We start from the raw sequence: 14,616 nt of genomic DNA, 5'->3' as shown, positions 1-14,616 counted from the left end.
ATTAAGAGAATTAAGAAATTATTTATAATCGCAGGAATAATAAGGGATTACGAGTGATTCTCCGGCGTATAAAATTGTATCGCTATCAATTGAATTGATCTTACAGATTTCTGAAATATATGATTCGATATTCTTGTAATGATCTTCATTATATTCGCTTGAAGCAAGCTTCCATAGTGAATCACCGGAATGAATCGTTATCGTCTTATAATACTTATACTCCGGAACATATGAATCCGACTGAGCTGATGCCTTGAATGAAAAGATATTAAAAACCGCAACGAACATAACGACAAAAACAATTGCTGATATAAGCATATACTGTCTTCTCACAATCTTCTGTCTTCTGAGCTTATTGTTCCTGATACGGATCTCGCTCTCACTGTTGAATCTTGGATTGTTGTATAAACTTGCTGCTATTGCCATCGCTTCACTCATAACGCACCTCACATAAATCCAAACATATGTTACGAACAACTGTTCTAAAAATAATATACCGAACATATTTTCGTTTGTCAACAAAAATCGAACAAATATTCCGAACAAATATTTGCTTTTTTATATGTGGATATGTTATACTGTTAAAAAAGATAAGGAGGATTATATGGAAAAAGGCAATATTTCTCGTAAACAACAGGAGATTCTTGACTACATCAAAGAACAGACATTATCCAGAGGATTTCCTCCTTCTGTAAGAGATATTTGTGCAGCGGTTAATCTTAAATCTACTTCTTCTGTCCATGCACATCTTGAGACTTTGGAAAAGAACGGATATATCAGACGAGATCCCACCAAACCGCGTGCTATTGAGATATGCGATGACGGCTTCAATATGGTCAGAACCGAGATCGTAAGTATTCCGGTTATAGGTCAGGTTGCTGCCGGCACTCCCATTCTTGCGGAAGAAAATATAGATTCTTATATCCCCATTCCGGCCAGTATGTGCCCCAAGGGAGCCGATGCTTTTATTCTTAACGTTAAGGGCGATTCTATGATAAATGCAGGTATTTTCAATGGTGACAAGCTTTTTGTTCAGGTTTGCAATACTGCAAAAAACGGCGATCAGGTAGTTGCGCTTATTGATGATTCCGCTACGGTCAAGACCTTTTACAAGGAGAAGGATCATATAAGACTTCAGCCTGAGAATGACAATATGGATCCCATTATTGTCAGTGACTGCACTATTTTGGGTAAAGTTTTCGGTATAATGCGTTTTTATTGATTATAACTATCCCAAATACTTGCTTATGGAATATAAAAGCGTACAGATAAATGTATCTGTACGCTTGTTTTATTTACTATGTATTTTATTTGCTTAATTCATCTTTTTCGATCAGCTTTCCGTCTCTCCAGATTCTCTCAAGATCGTAGAATAAACGGTTCTCGCTATCAAATACATGAACAATGATATCGCCGAAATCAAGAAGGATCCACTTTCCTGTGTCATAGCCTTCGACATTTTTAGTCATATGTCTGGCTCTTCCGAGTACATCCTGAACATTGTCTGCAAGTGCCTGTACCTGGTTGATGTTGGTTCCGCTTGCTATTACAAAGTAATCTGCAATTGTTGAAATGTTGCTGATATCAATTGTATGAACGTCCTCTCCTTTTCTGTCTTCGAGAGCTTCTATGGCAAGTGCCGCCATCTTCTTAGAAATATCTATATCTGACATAGTCACCTCTTTACTTGTAGTACTTTTTATAAAAAAGATAGGCATCCATGGTGGAGTTATCTATCTCTTTTCCGATAGTCTGTAAATATATCACCGAATCATGAAGTATATGAGCAAGACACTTATCAATATCTGTAAAAGCTTCTTTCCTGATCTCATCCATTCCTTCGAGCGGTTTACGTGAAGGTTCTATAAAATCAGCAATATATATGATCTTTTCCAGTAAAGACATATCTTCTTTTCCGGTAGTATGCCATCTTATGGCATTAAGTATCTCTGTATCATATACATCGTATTTGGTTCTGGCCAAATATACTCCTGCTTTTGCGTGTAGCAGCGAATGATTCTTTTTTTCGGTTTCCGAAAGTTCGATATTATTCTTTTTGCAGAGCTTGATCTGATCTTCATGTGACATGCATTTGGCACAATCATGAAGAAGTCCGGCAATAAGAGCTTTATCAATATCAGCACCGAAGACCATTGCCATACTTGTTGCGGTATATGCAACACCGAGTGTATGGGTGAATCTTTCGGGTTTAAGTTCTCCCTCCAGTGTTTTTCTTATCTTTTGCACTGTATCATTATCTAAAGTCTTCATTTATAAAGTCCTTTTATGCAGATATATTCAATACACTCATCCGGAAGCATGTATCTTACAGATCTTCCCATTCTTATCTTTTGTCTGATATCGGTAGCGGAGATATCAACTCTGTTAAATGCAAGGAGTCTTATATCCGCACCATATATCTTGGCAAGTTCTCTTCTCTTTTTATCAAGGGCGGGAAGATCGTCTTCTTCTCTGACCGCTGCAAGTATAATGCATGATTGTAATAGGTCTTTGAACTTATACCAGGATTCTATTCCTATTACTGAATCACCACCGAGGATAAGATATAGCTCATCTCCGGGGTACATGAGCTTTAGTTCTTCGATCGTATTGTATGTATAGGTTCCGTTTTCCTTATCTATTTCTATTCTGGAACAAGTAAAATACGGGTTGTCATTGATAGCCATTTTGACCATCTGATACCTGGTATCACCGTCTGACACCTCTGTTCTGTTTGGCATATGCGCCAGATTACCCGGGATATATATTACTCTATCCAAAGAAAACTGCTCTCTGGCAGCTTCTCCCAGTAAAAGGTGTCCGTTATGAATAGGATCGAATGTTCCGCCAAGTATACCAATTTTTCTGCATTCCATAAATATGCCTCCATATGGTATTGATTTGATAGAACTAAATAAAGATAAGAATACCCTGATTAAGCATTAGCCTTTTTGGCCTTTGGAAGAATGATCTTAGGCTCATCCTTAAAGGGTTTGTATAAAACGATCTTTCTTCCGATTACCTGGATAAGCTCGGAACGTGTTCTTTCCGAGATCATGATCGCTACATTGGTTACATCTTCTATGCAATTCTTAAGAACAGTTATCTTAACGAGCTCGTGTGTATTAAAAGTCTCGGCAATGGCATCTGTAATTTCGGGAGTAACAGTAGCTTTACCGATCTGGAATACAGGTTCAAGCTCTGAAGCAAGACTCTTAAGATAAGCGCGTTGTTTACTTGTAAGGTTCATTTAAATATCATCCTCTTCGTTATCAATATCATCATCTACCGGCTGTGTGTCGGCATTTCTGTAATATTCAAAGCTATATCCGTACATTCTTACGGTATCGCCTTCGTTTATATGAAGCTTTTCAAGCTCGTCCAAAATACCGTTATCGGCAAGGAATTTCTGGAAGAATGCGAAACCTTTCTCGGAATCCAGGTTGGTATAACCAAGCATCTTCTCAATCTTAGGTCCTTCAATAACGTATTCGCCGGCATCCGAATCATATTCGACTGTAAATGCTTCATCCTGCTCACGAGCCATAGTCTCGGGGAAGAATTCCTGCTCGAATACAATTTTCTCCTTAGGCATCTCAGATATCGTCTTACTTACATAGTATAACAATTCTTTAATACCTTTTCCAGTTAGGGTTGAGGTCGCAAACACTTTAACACCCATGGGTTCGTACTTTTCACGGATTTTACGAATGATCTCCGCATCCTCACCGTCAGGCAACATATCGATCTTGTTGGCTGCAATAACCTGAGTTCTCTTTGAGATATCTGCGTTATATTTAGCCAGCTCAGCGTTGATCGCTTCGATATCTTCTATAGGATCACGTCCTTCAGTTGATGCTGCATCTACGACATGAATCATCATGCGTGTTCGCTCAATATGACGCAAAAACTCATGACCGAGGCCTGCTCCGTCAGCCGCACCCTCAATAAGACCGGGAATATCGGCAACTACAAATCCGGGAGCGTCGTTAAGATCGACAACTCCAAGCATTGGAGAAAGTGTTGTGAAATGATAATTGGCGATCTTGGGCTTGGCATTTGATACTTTTGAAAGGAATGTAGATTTTCCGACATTAGGGAATCCAACAAGACCTACGTCTGCAATTACTTTAAGTTCCAAAAGAACTTCAAGAGTTATTGCGGGCTGGCCGGGCTGTGCATACTTAGGGGCCTGCATTGTTGAGGTTGCGTAGTGCATATTACCGTTACCTCCGCGTCCGCCTTTAAGTATTACAGCTTCTCTGTTATCGCCGCTCATATCGGCAATTACCTTGCCTGTAACCGCTTCTTTAACGACAGTTCCTTCCGGAACCTTTATATAAAGATCCTCGCCATTTTTACCATGGCAACGTCTCTTATTTCCATCCTGACCGTTCTCTGCTTTATACTTTCCGCCGTAGTGAAAATCGGCAAGCGTATTAAGGCCTTCATCGACAACGAAGATAACATCGCCGCCTTTTCCGCCGTCACCGCCATCAGGGCCGCCGTTCGGCACATATTTTTCTCTTCTGAAAGAAACATGACCGTCGCCGCCTTTTCCACTTTGTATAAAGATCTTGGCTTTATCTACAAATACAGGCATCTTTTTACCTTTCTTATAATAAAATCTGCGAATATATGCGCTGTGAAAAAATGGGCTCCAAACACTAAGTTTGAAGCCCGATTAAATAATTACTTATTCTCTACAGGATGAACGCTGGCCTGCTTTTTATCTCTGCCCTTGCGCTCAAATCTAAGAACACCATCAACAAGTGCAAACAATGTATCATCTTTACCGATTCCTACATTAACACCGGGATGAATGTGTGTTCCGCGCTGTCTGTATAAAATATTACCGGCCTTTACGAATTGTCCGTCAGCTCTTTTTGCTCCAAGTCTCTTGGATTCTGAATCTCTACCGTTCTTGGTTGATCCAACACCCTTCTTATGAGCAAAAAATTGAAGGTTCATATTCAACATGACTTATTCCCTCCTAAATTTAATGTTCAAAAATTTCTTACCGTACTGCCTAGAAATGCTGTCTATTCCGAGTTCGTAAGACTGAAGTAGAATATCTGCTTCCTTGGAAGGATCACCTTCAAATGAAAGTCTTATCAAACCTTGTTCTTCATCCTGATCGACAGAAATCTTATCATCTGTCAGCTTATCAATCGAATTTATAAGATTGATGGTAAGTACAGATATCGCAGAACAAACAATGTCATTGCCGTAATCGGCAAAACCTGCATGTCCGAGACATTCGATACTCTTATATGAATCATTGGATGATTTTGTAATCGTAATAGTTGTCATTGCTTTGGCTTATAAATCAATTACAATGTGATCTTTTCGATCTTTACAGTTGTGAAAGGCTGTCTGTGGCCATTCTTCTTGTGATAGCCAGTCTTTCTCTTGTACTTGTAAACAACAACCTTCTTAGCACGTCCCTGCTCAACAACAGTAGCGCTAACCTTAGCCTTGCTAACATCGTCAGCAACCTTAAGTTCCTTGTCATCGTTTACTGCGATAACATTATCAAATGTTACCTTTTTTCCGGGCTCTACGTCGAGCTTCTCAACTCTGATCTCGTCGCCCTCGGAAACTTTGTACTGCTTACCACCAGTTACAATAATTGCGTACATAAGTTACCTCCTTCTTCAAAAAAACTCGCTAACTTTGGCGGGATAAATCCACTTAAGCCTAGTTATGCGGCATACCAAGATATATTAACATTGATGTTTACTGTTGTCAACAGCTTTTTCTACATCCTTTAATATTTCTTTTAATGATTTATCGTTTTTATTTCTTATGAGTTCCATGATGCCAAGGCCCGTAATATCAATAAATGACGTATGTATCGGATCTTGCTTGCATAATTTTTTCACTTTATCGATAAGTTTTTGCTTTTGTTCTTCATCATTCATATTTATAAAATCGATAAGTATCATGCCTGTAAGATTGCGAAGTCGTATCTGTCGCATTATTTCTACAGCCGCTTCATTATTAACAGCTTCACCAATATCCTTGCCTTTGATGGCTTTACCGGTATTAACATCAATGGCGTTAAAGCTTTCCAACTGTTCGATGATAATAAAAGCGCCGCTCTTGAGCCATACTTTGTTTCTGCATAGTTCTTCAATCTTGGAAGGAATACCGTATATACATGAGTCTTCTATAAGATTGATATCTGAGATCCCACGGTTTTTAATGAAAGCAGTTGCTTTTTTAATATGGGCGTCCAGATCGTTGTTATCGGCCTTGTACATCAATGAGTATATGGTGCGATTTCTTGATAACTTTATAATATTACATAGTATATCAGCTGTTTCCTTACAACTATCCAAAACCTCTTCTTTTATGACATTATCATCAAGCTCTGATACTTCAGTTCTTATAATAAGACCGATATCGGAATCATATAATGAATCACGTATACCATTAAGGAAACCAAAATAATCATCTCTTACAAGTTCTGTGTACTTATCTCTGAGAGAATCAGAAAGCTTGACCGAGGCTCCTATTCCGGTTTTACCAAGTGTCAGAACGGCATATTTACCGGGAATGGAAAGATTGGTTGTAAGTTTTGTTTTCTTGGTCTTTACAGCTTCGGATTCAACCTGGACGAGAACAATGTCTCCGTTACAAAGCTTATCACCCGTAGAATACTTCTTATTTAGAACGCAAGCACTTGTTATGTTTTTGAGGGGGAGATATCCAACCCTATCTTCCGCATACTTAACAAAGGCTGCGTCGATATTCTTCACAATGTGATCGACACGGCCTACATAAATATTATGAATCTCACTGTCTCTTACAAAGGATAAAAACTCAAGCTTGTTATCGATAAACGCTGTAACAACTGGAGTTCCTTTGTAGCTTGAAACAATAATCTCAGCCATTTAGTATGAACCTCGTATTGATATCATCTGTAATGAATGGCTCGATGTATTTAACATCGCCATCTTCCGCATATTTGTAAATATCTATTCTGTGTACATCCAAAGCGTTGGTTGAAAGCTCTTTGTTAAGCGAAGCAAAGAATGCACCAAATAAAAGAGCCGGTTTTAAAGTAGCTGCGCTGCTCATGCTAAGAAGCAGTGTAACACTCTCTTTTTCTCTGTCAAAAGAGTATTCAAAAATAAGAGGCTTCATATCAATCTCTTTTTCGCCGCTCTTGGTCTTTTTCATGGCAGGAAGTCTGTCTTTTTGAAGGTATTTTTCAAATTCTTCTATCCAGTTAAAATCAGGCTTTAGACTATCTCTGAATTTTATTCTGTACTTTGCGGCGAAAGCTGCGGTCATTGCCTTTTCTTCGCGTTCACCGAGTTCTCTTATAGCAAGAATCTCGATTCCTTCGTTCATTACAGCGTTAAGTCTATTCATAACATCTGATGTGCTAACCATTGAATTAACGGTCATATCCATATATTCGCCGTCACTGGTAGCACCTACGGAAAGGGGCTGCGCAAAAGAAATTACCTGATGCGGACTGAAGCCTTCGGAGTATTTGATGTCTATCTCCGCTCTTCTTATTGCCTTCTGGAAATAGCGCATTACATCAAGGTGTCCTATGAATTTAATCGGGCCGTTTTTTGAAAATTTCAAGCGTAATTTATTCATTATGTACGCTCCTTAAAGCAAACACCAACACCGTACGATGCAGCTCCGCAACCAAGACATTGTTGTCTGCAGTTACTTGATTTTTTACCTGAAAGGGCTGTCTTCCACTCTCTTAAGAGGAATGCCTTGGTCACGCCGGGATTGATGATGTCCCAAGGGAATATTTCGTCATCTTCTCTTACTCTTGTCGTATAGAAGAACGGATCGACGCCGCATTTCTTAAATACGTCCATCCAAACGTCAAACTTAAAGTATTCTCCCCAGGCATCAAATATGCAGCCTTTTTTATATGCTTTCAGAATGACCTCATTAAGTCTTCTGTCGCCTCTTGCAAGAACGCCTTCCATCATACTGGCATCAGCTTCGTGCCAGTTGTATTTGATGTGCTTTTGATTGAGCTGAGCCATAATGCCTTTTCGTGTTTTATCCGCCTTATCAAGGAACTGCTCTTTCGTGTTCATGGGAGCCCACTGGAAAGGAGTGAATGGCTTGGGAACAAAGAAAGATGTACTTGCAACAATATCTATCGTACGACCGTTTCTCTTTTCCTTTGGTACCGTCTCAAAATATTCAACGGCAACTTTATTGGCGATATCACCGATACCGAGAATATCATCATCTGTTTCTGTGGGTAGACCCAGCATAAAGTAAAGCTTAACCTTATTCCATCCGCCTAAAAATGCTTCATGAGATCCTCTTAAGATATCTTCTTCCGTAAGGCCTTTGTTTATAACATCGCGCATCCTCTGTGTTCCTGCTTCGGGAGCAAATGTAAGACTGCTTTTTTTGACATCTTGAACCTTGCTCATAACATCCAATGAAAATGCATCGATACGAAGCGAAGGAAGCGAAATATTAACCTTCTTCTCATTACAGCTTTTTATCAGGAAATCAATAAGCTCGGGAAGCATGGTGTAATCGCTTGAGCTAAGCGAACTTAATGATATTTCTTCATATCCTGTGTTCTTTAGAGCCTCTATGGCAAGCTCTTTAAGATGCTCAACATCTTTTTCTCTGAGAGGTTTATAAAGCTGACCCGCCTGGCAGAATCTGCAGCCTCTGATACAGCCTCGCATGATCTCCAAAACGACTCTGTCCTGCGTGATCTTTATATAGGGAACCACCGGCTTTGTCGGATAAAAGGTTTCATTGAGATCAAGGCACATCTCTTTATAGATAACTTTAGGAATGTCATCATAGATAGGAAGCATGGAAAGTATTGTTCCGTCTTCCTTGTATTTTACATCATAAAAAGCGGGAACATAGATGCCTTGAAGCTTGGCACATTCATGTAAGAAGTCAATCCTGGACATTCCGTCTTTTCTGGCTTTTTTATAAATATCAAAAATCTCTCTGTACTTAGTCTCGCCTTCACCAATATAGAATATGTCAAAGAAATCCGTTATGGGCTCGGGATTATAGGTACATGGTCCTCCGCCTATGACAATGGGATCATCCCATGTTCTGTCTTTTGCTAAAAGAGCTATCTTGGAAAGATCGAGTATCTGAAGGATATTTGTGTAACACATCTCATACTGGAGTGTGAATCCCAGAAAATCAAAGTCTTTTACGGGATCTTGTGATTCTAACGCAAAAAGAGGAATGTTCTCTTTTCTTAAGACTGCGTCCATGTCGGTCCAAGGAGAATAGACACGTTCGCACCATACGTCTTCATAAGAATTGAACATTCCGTAAAGTATTTGAATTCCCAAATGAGACATTCCAATCTCGTAAACATCAGGGAAACACATGGCAAATCGGATATCAACGCTCTCTTTATCCTTGGTCACGCTGTTAACCTCATTGCCTATGTATCTCTCCGGTTTCTCTATACTTAGAAGTATCTCATCCGGCAGGGCTAAATTATAATTCATATTATTTCCTTATCTTCTTGACAGTTCGTCTGTAACGTCCTCCCACTTGACATTCTTTTCTGCCATGAGGACCATCATATGATACAGGAAATCAGATAATTCGTAAACAATTTCGTTCTCATTGGGATTCTTGGCTGCGATAACGATCTCAGTAGCCTCTTCTCCCACCTTCTTAAGAATCTTATCTATTCCCTTATCAAAAAGATAATTGGTATAAGAGCCTTCTCTCGGATTTACTTTTCTGTCTTTGATAACGTCAAAGACACTGTCCAAAACCTTCTGAGGGTTCTTTTCACTGTAATCCTTGCTTGCAATTTCATTAAAGAAGCATGAATAGTTTCCGGTATGGCAAGCAGCTCCTATCTGTTTTACCTTTGCAAGAATTGTATCATAATCACAGTCTGCGTACAAAGCCTTTACATACTGGAAGTGAGAGCTTGTCTCGCCCTTAAGCCAAAGGCTCTGTCTGCTACGGCTGTAATATGTCATCTTGCCGGTCTCGAGAGTCTTGTTATATGCTTCTTCGTTCATATAAGCAAGCATAAGCACCTGATCGGTTCTGTAGTCCTGAACAATAACGGGAACCATGCCATCTGAATTCTTTTTAAGATTAGCCCATGAGAACTTTGCTTCAAGTTTGCAGATGGGTATGTTCTTGGAATTACATACTGCTTTCCATTCATCTATCTTGGCGCAGTTATCATTAACGGCATTTCCGCTAATACCGGATACTTTGCTTTCTGAAAAGAGCTTTTCAACATCTTCAATGCCTGCGGCCTTTTTAAGCACGATGATGGGGAGCTCTGTAAAGGTAACATTTGTAAGATCTTCATCTGCAATATTTATAAGCTCGCACGCATAAGTATTTACAAGCTCTTTATTATCATAAATCTGTCCGTTGTTGCTGTAGCAAACACAGATCTTATCCTTGCCGAATTTATCGGATACTTCCTTGATGATCTCAACATTTCCCTGTTTTGAGAAATTAAGACAAGCCTTTTTGCATCCCGCATAGAGAAGCTTTTTGATATCTTCCATACGCTTAACGTTTCCGGCACCGATAACATCGGTATCGACAACCTTACATATCTTCTTAATGATATCAAGAGCCTCTTCATGCTCCTTATCGTTTCCTTCGGTCGAAAGGTCAAATATGATTATTTCATCGGCACCGCAGTCGGAATAACGAGAAGCAAGCGTTACCGGATCGTCAAACAAAGCATTTGACTTATTAAAATCCAAATATGCCTTTCCCTGAAATAGATAAATGCATGGTATAAATTTCTTGTTATAATTCATTCTCAAAGAGCTCCTTTTGTGCTTAAAACATCGGTTATTCTGGGATCATAAGTCGTAGCTTCATCCAAAGCTTTGGAAAGAGCTTTAAACATAGCTTCTATCTTGTGGTGATCGTTGAAGCCTGTAATAACACGAAGGTGTAGATTCATCATTGCCGCGTAAGAGAATGAATAGAAAAACTCTCTTACAAGCTGAGTATCAAAATCACCTACCATGGGTGACTCAAAACCTGCATCCATTACAAAATACGGTCTTCCGCAAAAATCCACGGCACTCATCACAAGTGTTTCGTCCATAGGAAGAATCATGTTTCCGTATCTTTTGATCCCCTTCTTGTCGCCGATAGCTTCAAGAAAAGCCTGACCAAGCACAATTGCTGTATCTTCCACTGTGTGGTGTCCGTCGACATTAAGATCGCCTTTCACTTTTACAGTCAGATCAAACAGACCGTGTTTGGCAAATCCTTCAAGCATGTGATCGAAGAAACCTATTCCTGTAGAAATATCACCTGCTCCTTTTCCATCAATATTGATGGTTACAGTGATATCAGTCTCTTTAGTCTTTCGCGTAACACTTGCAATTCTATTTTCCATAACTTGTGTCTCCTTATTGTCGATAACAATATATGGTGTTATTTTATGTTAAAAAACTATAAAAATCCGATAAACTTGCAGTTTATAGACTTTTTGGAAAGAAAACTTGCAAAATCTTATGTTAATTTCCGATTCAATACGAACTGATCATTTCTTTTTACTCAAATCTTACAGCGATTGAATTGGCGTGAGCCGTAAGTCCCTCTTCCTTGGCAAAAAGCTCGATGTCTTCGTGAACCTTAGCAAGAGCATCTCTGGAATATGCGATGATGCTTGTCTTTTTCATGAAATCATCAACATTAAGAGGTGAGAAGAATCTTGCTGTTCTGTTTGTGGGAAGAATGTGGTTGGGGCCTGCAAAATAATCTCCGAGTGGTTCTGAAGAATACTCTCCAAGGAAAATGGCGCCCGCATTCTTAATCTTGGTCATTACCTCATAGGGATTCTTTGTAATTATCTCAAGGTGCTCGGAAGCTACTGCATTGGCAGCATCTATTGCATCTTCCATATTTTCTGCCACAAACATATAGCCGTAATTATCAAGTGATTTCTTGATAATATCAGCTCTTGAAAGCTCTTTTAAAAAGCCGTCGATCTCTTTTGCTACGTTATCGGCAAGTTCCTGAGATGTTGTGATAAGAATGGCACTTGCCATCTCATCGTGCTCTGCCTGAGATAAAAGATCTGCAGCAACATATCTTGGATTGGCTGTCTCATCTGCAAGAACAAGTATCTCACTGGGACCTGCTATAGAGTCAATTGATACATGTCCAAAGCAAGCTTTCTTGGCAAGGGCTACGAAGATATTGCCGGGACCTGTGATCTTATCAACCTTGGGAATACTTTCTGTTCCGAATGCCATAGCTGCGATAGCCTGAGCTCCGCCAACCTTGTATACCTCTGTAACACCTGCAATATCGGCAGCTACAAGAGTTCCGGGATTGACATTTCCGTCCTTTCCGGGAGGAGTGCACATAACGATGCGCTCTACACCTGCCACTTTGGCGGGAACAACATTCATAAGAACACTGGAAGGATACGCTGCTTTTCCGCCGGGAACATATACACCGGAGATCTCAATGGGGAGGATTCTCTGACCGAGAATGCTTCCGTCTTCCTTGGTATCTATCCATGTGTTTCTCTTTTGCTTTTCATGGAATTTTCTGATGTTCTCAGCGCTCTTCTTCATGACTTCAACAAACTTTGCGTCAAGAAGTGAATATGCTTTTTCAATCTCTTCTTTTGTGACTTTAACGCAAGATGAGTCAATATCGCATTTATCGAACTTGGCAGTATACTCGAAAAGAGCCTTATCGCCGTTCTTTTTTACATTCTCAATAATGTCATTTACGATTGTTTCGTATTCCGTATAGCTACCGGGATTTCTGTTAAGAAGGTTTCCGAGAAGCTGTTCTTTTGTTTCTGCTGTAAGCTTTAACGTCTGCATTTATAAATTCTCCTTCATAGCTGTGATCAGCTTTCTGATCCTTTCAGTCTCCATCTGCATGCTGACCTGATTTACGATCATTCTGGCAGATAATGGACAGATCTCTTCCAAAACTTCGAGACCGTTCTCTTTAAGAGTAGAGCCTGTTTCTACAATATCAACGATCACATCCGACAGATTAACGATAGGACCGAGCTCAACAGAGCCGTTAAGCTTAATGATATCGACAGTCTGATGCTTCTTGTTAAAGAAGTAGTCTTTGGCAATATTGGGATATTTGCTGGCTACTCTGATAAGCTCTCTATGCTCAAGAAGTTCCTTGGCATCATGAGGGCCGCAGACGCACATTCTGCATTTGCCGAATCCCAGATCGAGAACCTCATATACTCTTCTGTTTTCTTCCATAATTGTATCGGCACCGACAATACCGATGTCTGCAGCGCCGTATTCAACGTAAGTCGGGACATCCGGACCCTTTGCCAAAAAGAACTTAAGACCAAGCTCTTCATTGGTAAATATAAGCTTACGTGTTTTTTTATCTAAAATCTCTTCGCATTCGATTCCGCATTTATTCAGAAGTTCCATGCAAGAGTTAACAAGTCGGCCTTTTCCGAGCGCAAAAGTAAGATATCTCATAATTCCTCCGATTATTTCGCTTTTAAAACGACATGCGTGCCGTTTTTACGAAGTTCCTTAGCCTGCTTAAGAGCAGCTTCAAATGTATCAGATGTATAATTTACGACAGCAATGTCAGATTCGTGTTCTACATCGGCATTTTGTCTGTATAATGCGGACATCAAGTCGTCAATAACAATAGAAAAGCCTATTGCGGGAGCTTTTTTACCGTACTTACCCGTAAGATTGTCGTATCTTCCGCCCTTGGCAATGGCATCACCGACGCCGTATGTATATGCACTGAAGATCACACCCGTATAATAATTGAATTTACTTAAATTACCCAGGTCAAAAGATATGTATTTCTCAACACCGTAATTAGTAAGAACCTTATATAGATCCTTAAGTCTCTTAACGGCATCAAGCGATCTCTTATTGGTCACCATGCTCTGAGCCATATCAAGTGCTTCATCTGAACCGATAAACTCAGCAACGTTGACAATAAGCTTGGAATGCTTGGGCGAAACTCCGCTCTCATTCAATATATTCTCTGCAGCGTAGTAATTCTTCTCTGTAATATAGCCTCTTATCTTCTCTTCCGTCTCTTCATCGATTCCGGCTTCTTCACAGATTCCTTTATAGAAATCGGCATCTCCTATGCTGATCTGGAAATCATTGAGTCCCGTTGATTTAAGCGCTTCTACCAAAAGAGCTATCACCTCGGCATCGGCGTATACAGATGAATCATTCATAAGTTCCACACCGATATTGGAGTTCTCTTTGAGCTTACCCTGAAGATTGGATGTATTAAGGAAAGTCTTGCCCTCATAGCAAACTCTCACAGGCTCTTTATCTTCGAGCATTACCTTTGATGCGCATCTTGCGATGGAAGGAGTAAAGTCGGGACGAAGAACAAGCGTATTGCCTTCCTTATCAAAGAATTTAAAGAGCTCTCTTGCGTCGCTTGCATTTATTTCTTCAGCAAATACATCAAAAAACTCAAAAGTCGGAGTATCTATATCAAGATATCCGTAACTCTTCATTACTTCATGGATTTTACCGGCGAGGATCAATCTGTCGCTGCATTCAGCGCCGTATATATCGCGCACGCCGTCAGGTGTATGTAACAGTACTTTATTCATAATTACCTCATTTATTCTACTTTAGC

The 14,616-nt window shown here is 39.8% G+C and carries 18 protein-coding genes; 1 reads left to right on the top strand and 17 read right to left on the bottom strand.

Annotated elements, in window-relative coordinates:
- Window positions 1-18: 18 nt before the first annotated feature.
- Window positions 19-438: a LysM peptidoglycan-binding domain-containing protein gene (locus BM377_RS09050; RefSeq protein WP_177223842.1), complete on the bottom strand. Its 420-nt coding sequence runs from the start codon at window positions 436-438 to the stop codon at window positions 19-21.
- 166 nt (window positions 439-604) lie between these two features.
- On the opposite strand from BM377_RS09050, the gene lexA reads away from it, so the two are divergent.
- On the top strand, window positions 605-1,222 hold the full coding sequence (lexA, locus tag BM377_RS09045; RefSeq protein ID WP_092247022.1) for a transcriptional repressor LexA: 618 nt from the start codon (window positions 605-607) through the stop codon (window positions 1,220-1,222).
- Window positions 1,223-1,307: 85 nt separating this feature from the next.
- On the opposite strand, the gene rsfS is transcribed toward lexA, so the two are convergent.
- From rsfS to hisZ, 16 genes are all read right to left on the bottom strand, one after another.
- On the bottom strand, window positions 1,308-1,673 hold the full coding sequence (gene rsfS, locus BM377_RS09040; RefSeq protein WP_092247020.1) for a ribosome silencing factor: 366 nt from the start codon (window positions 1,671-1,673) through the stop codon (window positions 1,308-1,310).
- Window positions 1,674-1,683: 10 nt separating this feature from the next.
- The gene (gene yqeK / locus BM377_RS09035; protein WP_092247017.1) at window positions 1,684-2,271 is read right to left on the bottom strand and encodes a bis(5'-nucleosyl)-tetraphosphatase (symmetrical) YqeK; all 588 of its coding nucleotides are present in this window, start codon (window positions 2,269-2,271) and stop codon (window positions 1,684-1,686) included.
- Window positions 2,268-2,876: a nicotinate-nucleotide adenylyltransferase gene (gene nadD, locus BM377_RS09030; RefSeq protein WP_092247012.1), complete on the bottom strand. Its 609-nt coding sequence runs from the start codon at window positions 2,874-2,876 to the stop codon at window positions 2,268-2,270. Before nadD ends, yqeK begins: the two co-directional genes overlap by 4 nt.
- Before the next feature lie 59 nt (window positions 2,877-2,935).
- Window positions 2,936-3,250: a ribosome assembly RNA-binding protein YhbY gene (gene yhbY, locus BM377_RS09025; protein WP_092247005.1), complete on the bottom strand. Its 315-nt coding sequence runs from the start codon at window positions 3,248-3,250 to the stop codon at window positions 2,936-2,938.
- The gene (gene obgE / locus BM377_RS09020; RefSeq protein WP_092247001.1) at window positions 3,251-4,603 is read right to left on the bottom strand and encodes a GTPase ObgE; all 1,353 of its coding nucleotides are present in this window, start codon (window positions 4,601-4,603) and stop codon (window positions 3,251-3,253) included.
- A gap of 89 nt (window positions 4,604-4,692) precedes the next feature.
- On the bottom strand, window positions 4,693-4,980 hold the full coding sequence (gene rpmA, locus BM377_RS09015) for a 50S ribosomal protein L27 (RefSeq protein WP_092246998.1): 288 nt from the start codon (window positions 4,978-4,980) through the stop codon (window positions 4,693-4,695).
- Between the two features lie 3 nt (window positions 4,981-4,983).
- Window positions 4,984-5,313, bottom strand: coding sequence for a ribosomal-processing cysteine protease Prp (locus tag BM377_RS09010; RefSeq protein WP_092246995.1), 330 nt, complete (start codon window positions 5,311-5,313; stop codon window positions 4,984-4,986).
- A gap of 20 nt (window positions 5,314-5,333) precedes the next feature.
- Window positions 5,334-5,642: a 50S ribosomal protein L21 gene (gene rplU / locus BM377_RS09005; RefSeq protein ID WP_092246992.1), complete on the bottom strand. Its 309-nt coding sequence runs from the start codon at window positions 5,640-5,642 to the stop codon at window positions 5,334-5,336.
- Window positions 5,643-5,726: 84 nt separating this feature from the next.
- Window positions 5,727-6,899: a ribonuclease E/G gene (locus tag BM377_RS09000; RefSeq protein WP_092246988.1), complete on the bottom strand. Its 1,173-nt coding sequence runs from the start codon at window positions 6,897-6,899 to the stop codon at window positions 5,727-5,729.
- Entirely contained in the window at window positions 6,892-7,620 is a 729-nt protein-coding gene (locus BM377_RS08995) for a TIGR03936 family radical SAM-associated protein (RefSeq protein WP_092246985.1), read from the bottom strand. The genes BM377_RS09000 and BM377_RS08995 overlap by 8 nt, the downstream gene beginning before the upstream one ends.
- A complete protein-coding gene (locus tag BM377_RS08990) occupies window positions 7,620-9,494 on the bottom strand; it encodes a TIGR03960 family B12-binding radical SAM protein (RefSeq protein ID WP_092246982.1) in 1,875 nt (624 codons plus the stop codon). The genes BM377_RS08995 and BM377_RS08990 overlap by 1 nt, the downstream gene beginning before the upstream one ends.
- Before the next feature lie 9 nt (window positions 9,495-9,503).
- Entirely contained in the window at window positions 9,504-10,793 is a 1,290-nt protein-coding gene (gene hisIE, locus BM377_RS08985; protein ID WP_092246979.1) for a bifunctional phosphoribosyl-AMP cyclohydrolase/phosphoribosyl-ATP diphosphatase HisIE, read from the bottom strand.
- 2 nt (window positions 10,794-10,795) lie between these two features.
- Window positions 10,796-11,386 (bottom strand): imidazoleglycerol-phosphate dehydratase HisB, encoded by a 591-nt coding sequence (gene hisB, locus BM377_RS08980; RefSeq protein WP_092246976.1) that lies wholly within the window; start codon window positions 11,384-11,386, stop codon window positions 10,796-10,798.
- A 157-nt stretch (window positions 11,387-11,543) separates the two neighbouring features.
- On the bottom strand, window positions 11,544-12,833 hold the full coding sequence (gene hisD / locus BM377_RS08975) for a histidinol dehydrogenase (RefSeq protein ID WP_092246973.1): 1,290 nt from the start codon (window positions 12,831-12,833) through the stop codon (window positions 11,544-11,546).
- The gene (gene hisG, locus BM377_RS08970; protein ID WP_092246972.1) at window positions 12,834-13,469 is read right to left on the bottom strand and encodes an ATP phosphoribosyltransferase; all 636 of its coding nucleotides are present in this window, start codon (window positions 13,467-13,469) and stop codon (window positions 12,834-12,836) included.
- Window positions 13,470-13,480: 11 nt separating this feature from the next.
- Window positions 13,481-14,590: an ATP phosphoribosyltransferase regulatory subunit gene (hisZ, locus tag BM377_RS08965; protein ID WP_092246969.1), complete on the bottom strand. Its 1,110-nt coding sequence runs from the start codon at window positions 14,588-14,590 to the stop codon at window positions 13,481-13,483.
- Between the last annotated feature and the right edge of the window lie 26 nt (window positions 14,591-14,616).

Source organism: Butyrivibrio sp. INlla21 (genome assembly GCF_900116875.1).
GTDB lineage: Bacteria > Bacillota > Clostridia > Lachnospirales > Lachnospiraceae > Butyrivibrio.
Note: the sequence above shows the minus strand (reverse complement) of the source record. Positions and strands in the feature narration are given on the sequence as shown.

What these genes read in the sequence shown, in the direction of transcription:
- BM377_RS09050 (WP_177223842.1), bottom strand. Translation starts at nt 438, where the DNA reads ATGAGTGAAGCGATGGCAATAGCAGCAAGTTTATACAACAATCCAAGA.
- lexA (WP_092247022.1), top strand. Translation starts at nt 605, where the DNA reads ATGGAAAAAGGCAATATTTCTCGTAAACAACAGGAGATTCTTGACTAC.
- rsfS (WP_092247020.1), bottom strand. Translation starts at nt 1,673, where the DNA reads ATGTCAGATATAGATATTTCTAAGAAGATGGCGGCACTTGCCATAGAA.
- yqeK (WP_092247017.1), bottom strand. Translation starts at nt 2,271, where the DNA reads ATGAAGACTTTAGATAATGATACAGTGCAAAAGATAAGAAAAACACTG.
- nadD (WP_092247012.1), bottom strand. Translation starts at nt 2,876, where the DNA reads ATGGAATGCAGAAAAATTGGTATACTTGGCGGAACATTCGATCCTATT.
- yhbY (WP_092247005.1), bottom strand. Translation starts at nt 3,250, where the DNA reads ATGAACCTTACAAGTAAACAACGCGCTTATCTTAAGAGTCTTGCTTCA.
- obgE (WP_092247001.1), bottom strand. Translation starts at nt 4,603, where the DNA reads ATGCCTGTATTTGTAGATAAAGCCAAGATCTTTATACAAAGTGGAAAA.
- rpmA (WP_092246998.1), bottom strand. Translation starts at nt 4,980, where the DNA reads ATGTTGAATATGAACCTTCAATTTTTTGCTCATAAGAAGGGTGTTGGA.
- BM377_RS09010 (WP_092246995.1), bottom strand. Translation starts at nt 5,313, where the DNA reads ATGACAACTATTACGATTACAAAATCATCCAATGATTCATATAAGAGT.
- rplU (WP_092246992.1), bottom strand. Translation starts at nt 5,642, where the DNA reads ATGTACGCAATTATTGTAACTGGTGGTAAGCAGTACAAAGTTTCCGAG.
- BM377_RS09000 (WP_092246988.1), bottom strand. Translation starts at nt 6,899, where the DNA reads ATGGCTGAGATTATTGTTTCAAGCTACAAAGGAACTCCAGTTGTTACA.
- BM377_RS08995 (WP_092246985.1), bottom strand. Translation starts at nt 7,620, where the DNA reads ATGAATAAATTACGCTTGAAATTTTCAAAAAACGGCCCGATTAAATTC.
- BM377_RS08990 (WP_092246982.1), bottom strand. Translation starts at nt 9,494, where the DNA reads ATGAATTATAATTTAGCCCTGCCGGATGAGATACTTCTAAGTATAGAG.
- hisIE (WP_092246979.1), bottom strand. Translation starts at nt 10,793, where the DNA reads ATGAATTATAACAAGAAATTTATACCATGCATTTATCTATTTCAGGGA.
- hisB (WP_092246976.1), bottom strand. Translation starts at nt 11,386, where the DNA reads ATGGAAAATAGAATTGCAAGTGTTACGCGAAAGACTAAAGAGACTGAT.
- hisD (WP_092246973.1), bottom strand. Translation starts at nt 12,833, where the DNA reads ATGCAGACGTTAAAGCTTACAGCAGAAACAAAAGAACAGCTTCTCGGA.
- hisG (WP_092246972.1), bottom strand. Translation starts at nt 13,469, where the DNA reads ATGAGATATCTTACTTTTGCGCTCGGAAAAGGCCGACTTGTTAACTCT.
- hisZ (WP_092246969.1), bottom strand. Translation starts at nt 14,590, where the DNA reads ATGAATAAAGTACTGTTACATACACCTGACGGCGTGCGCGATATATAC.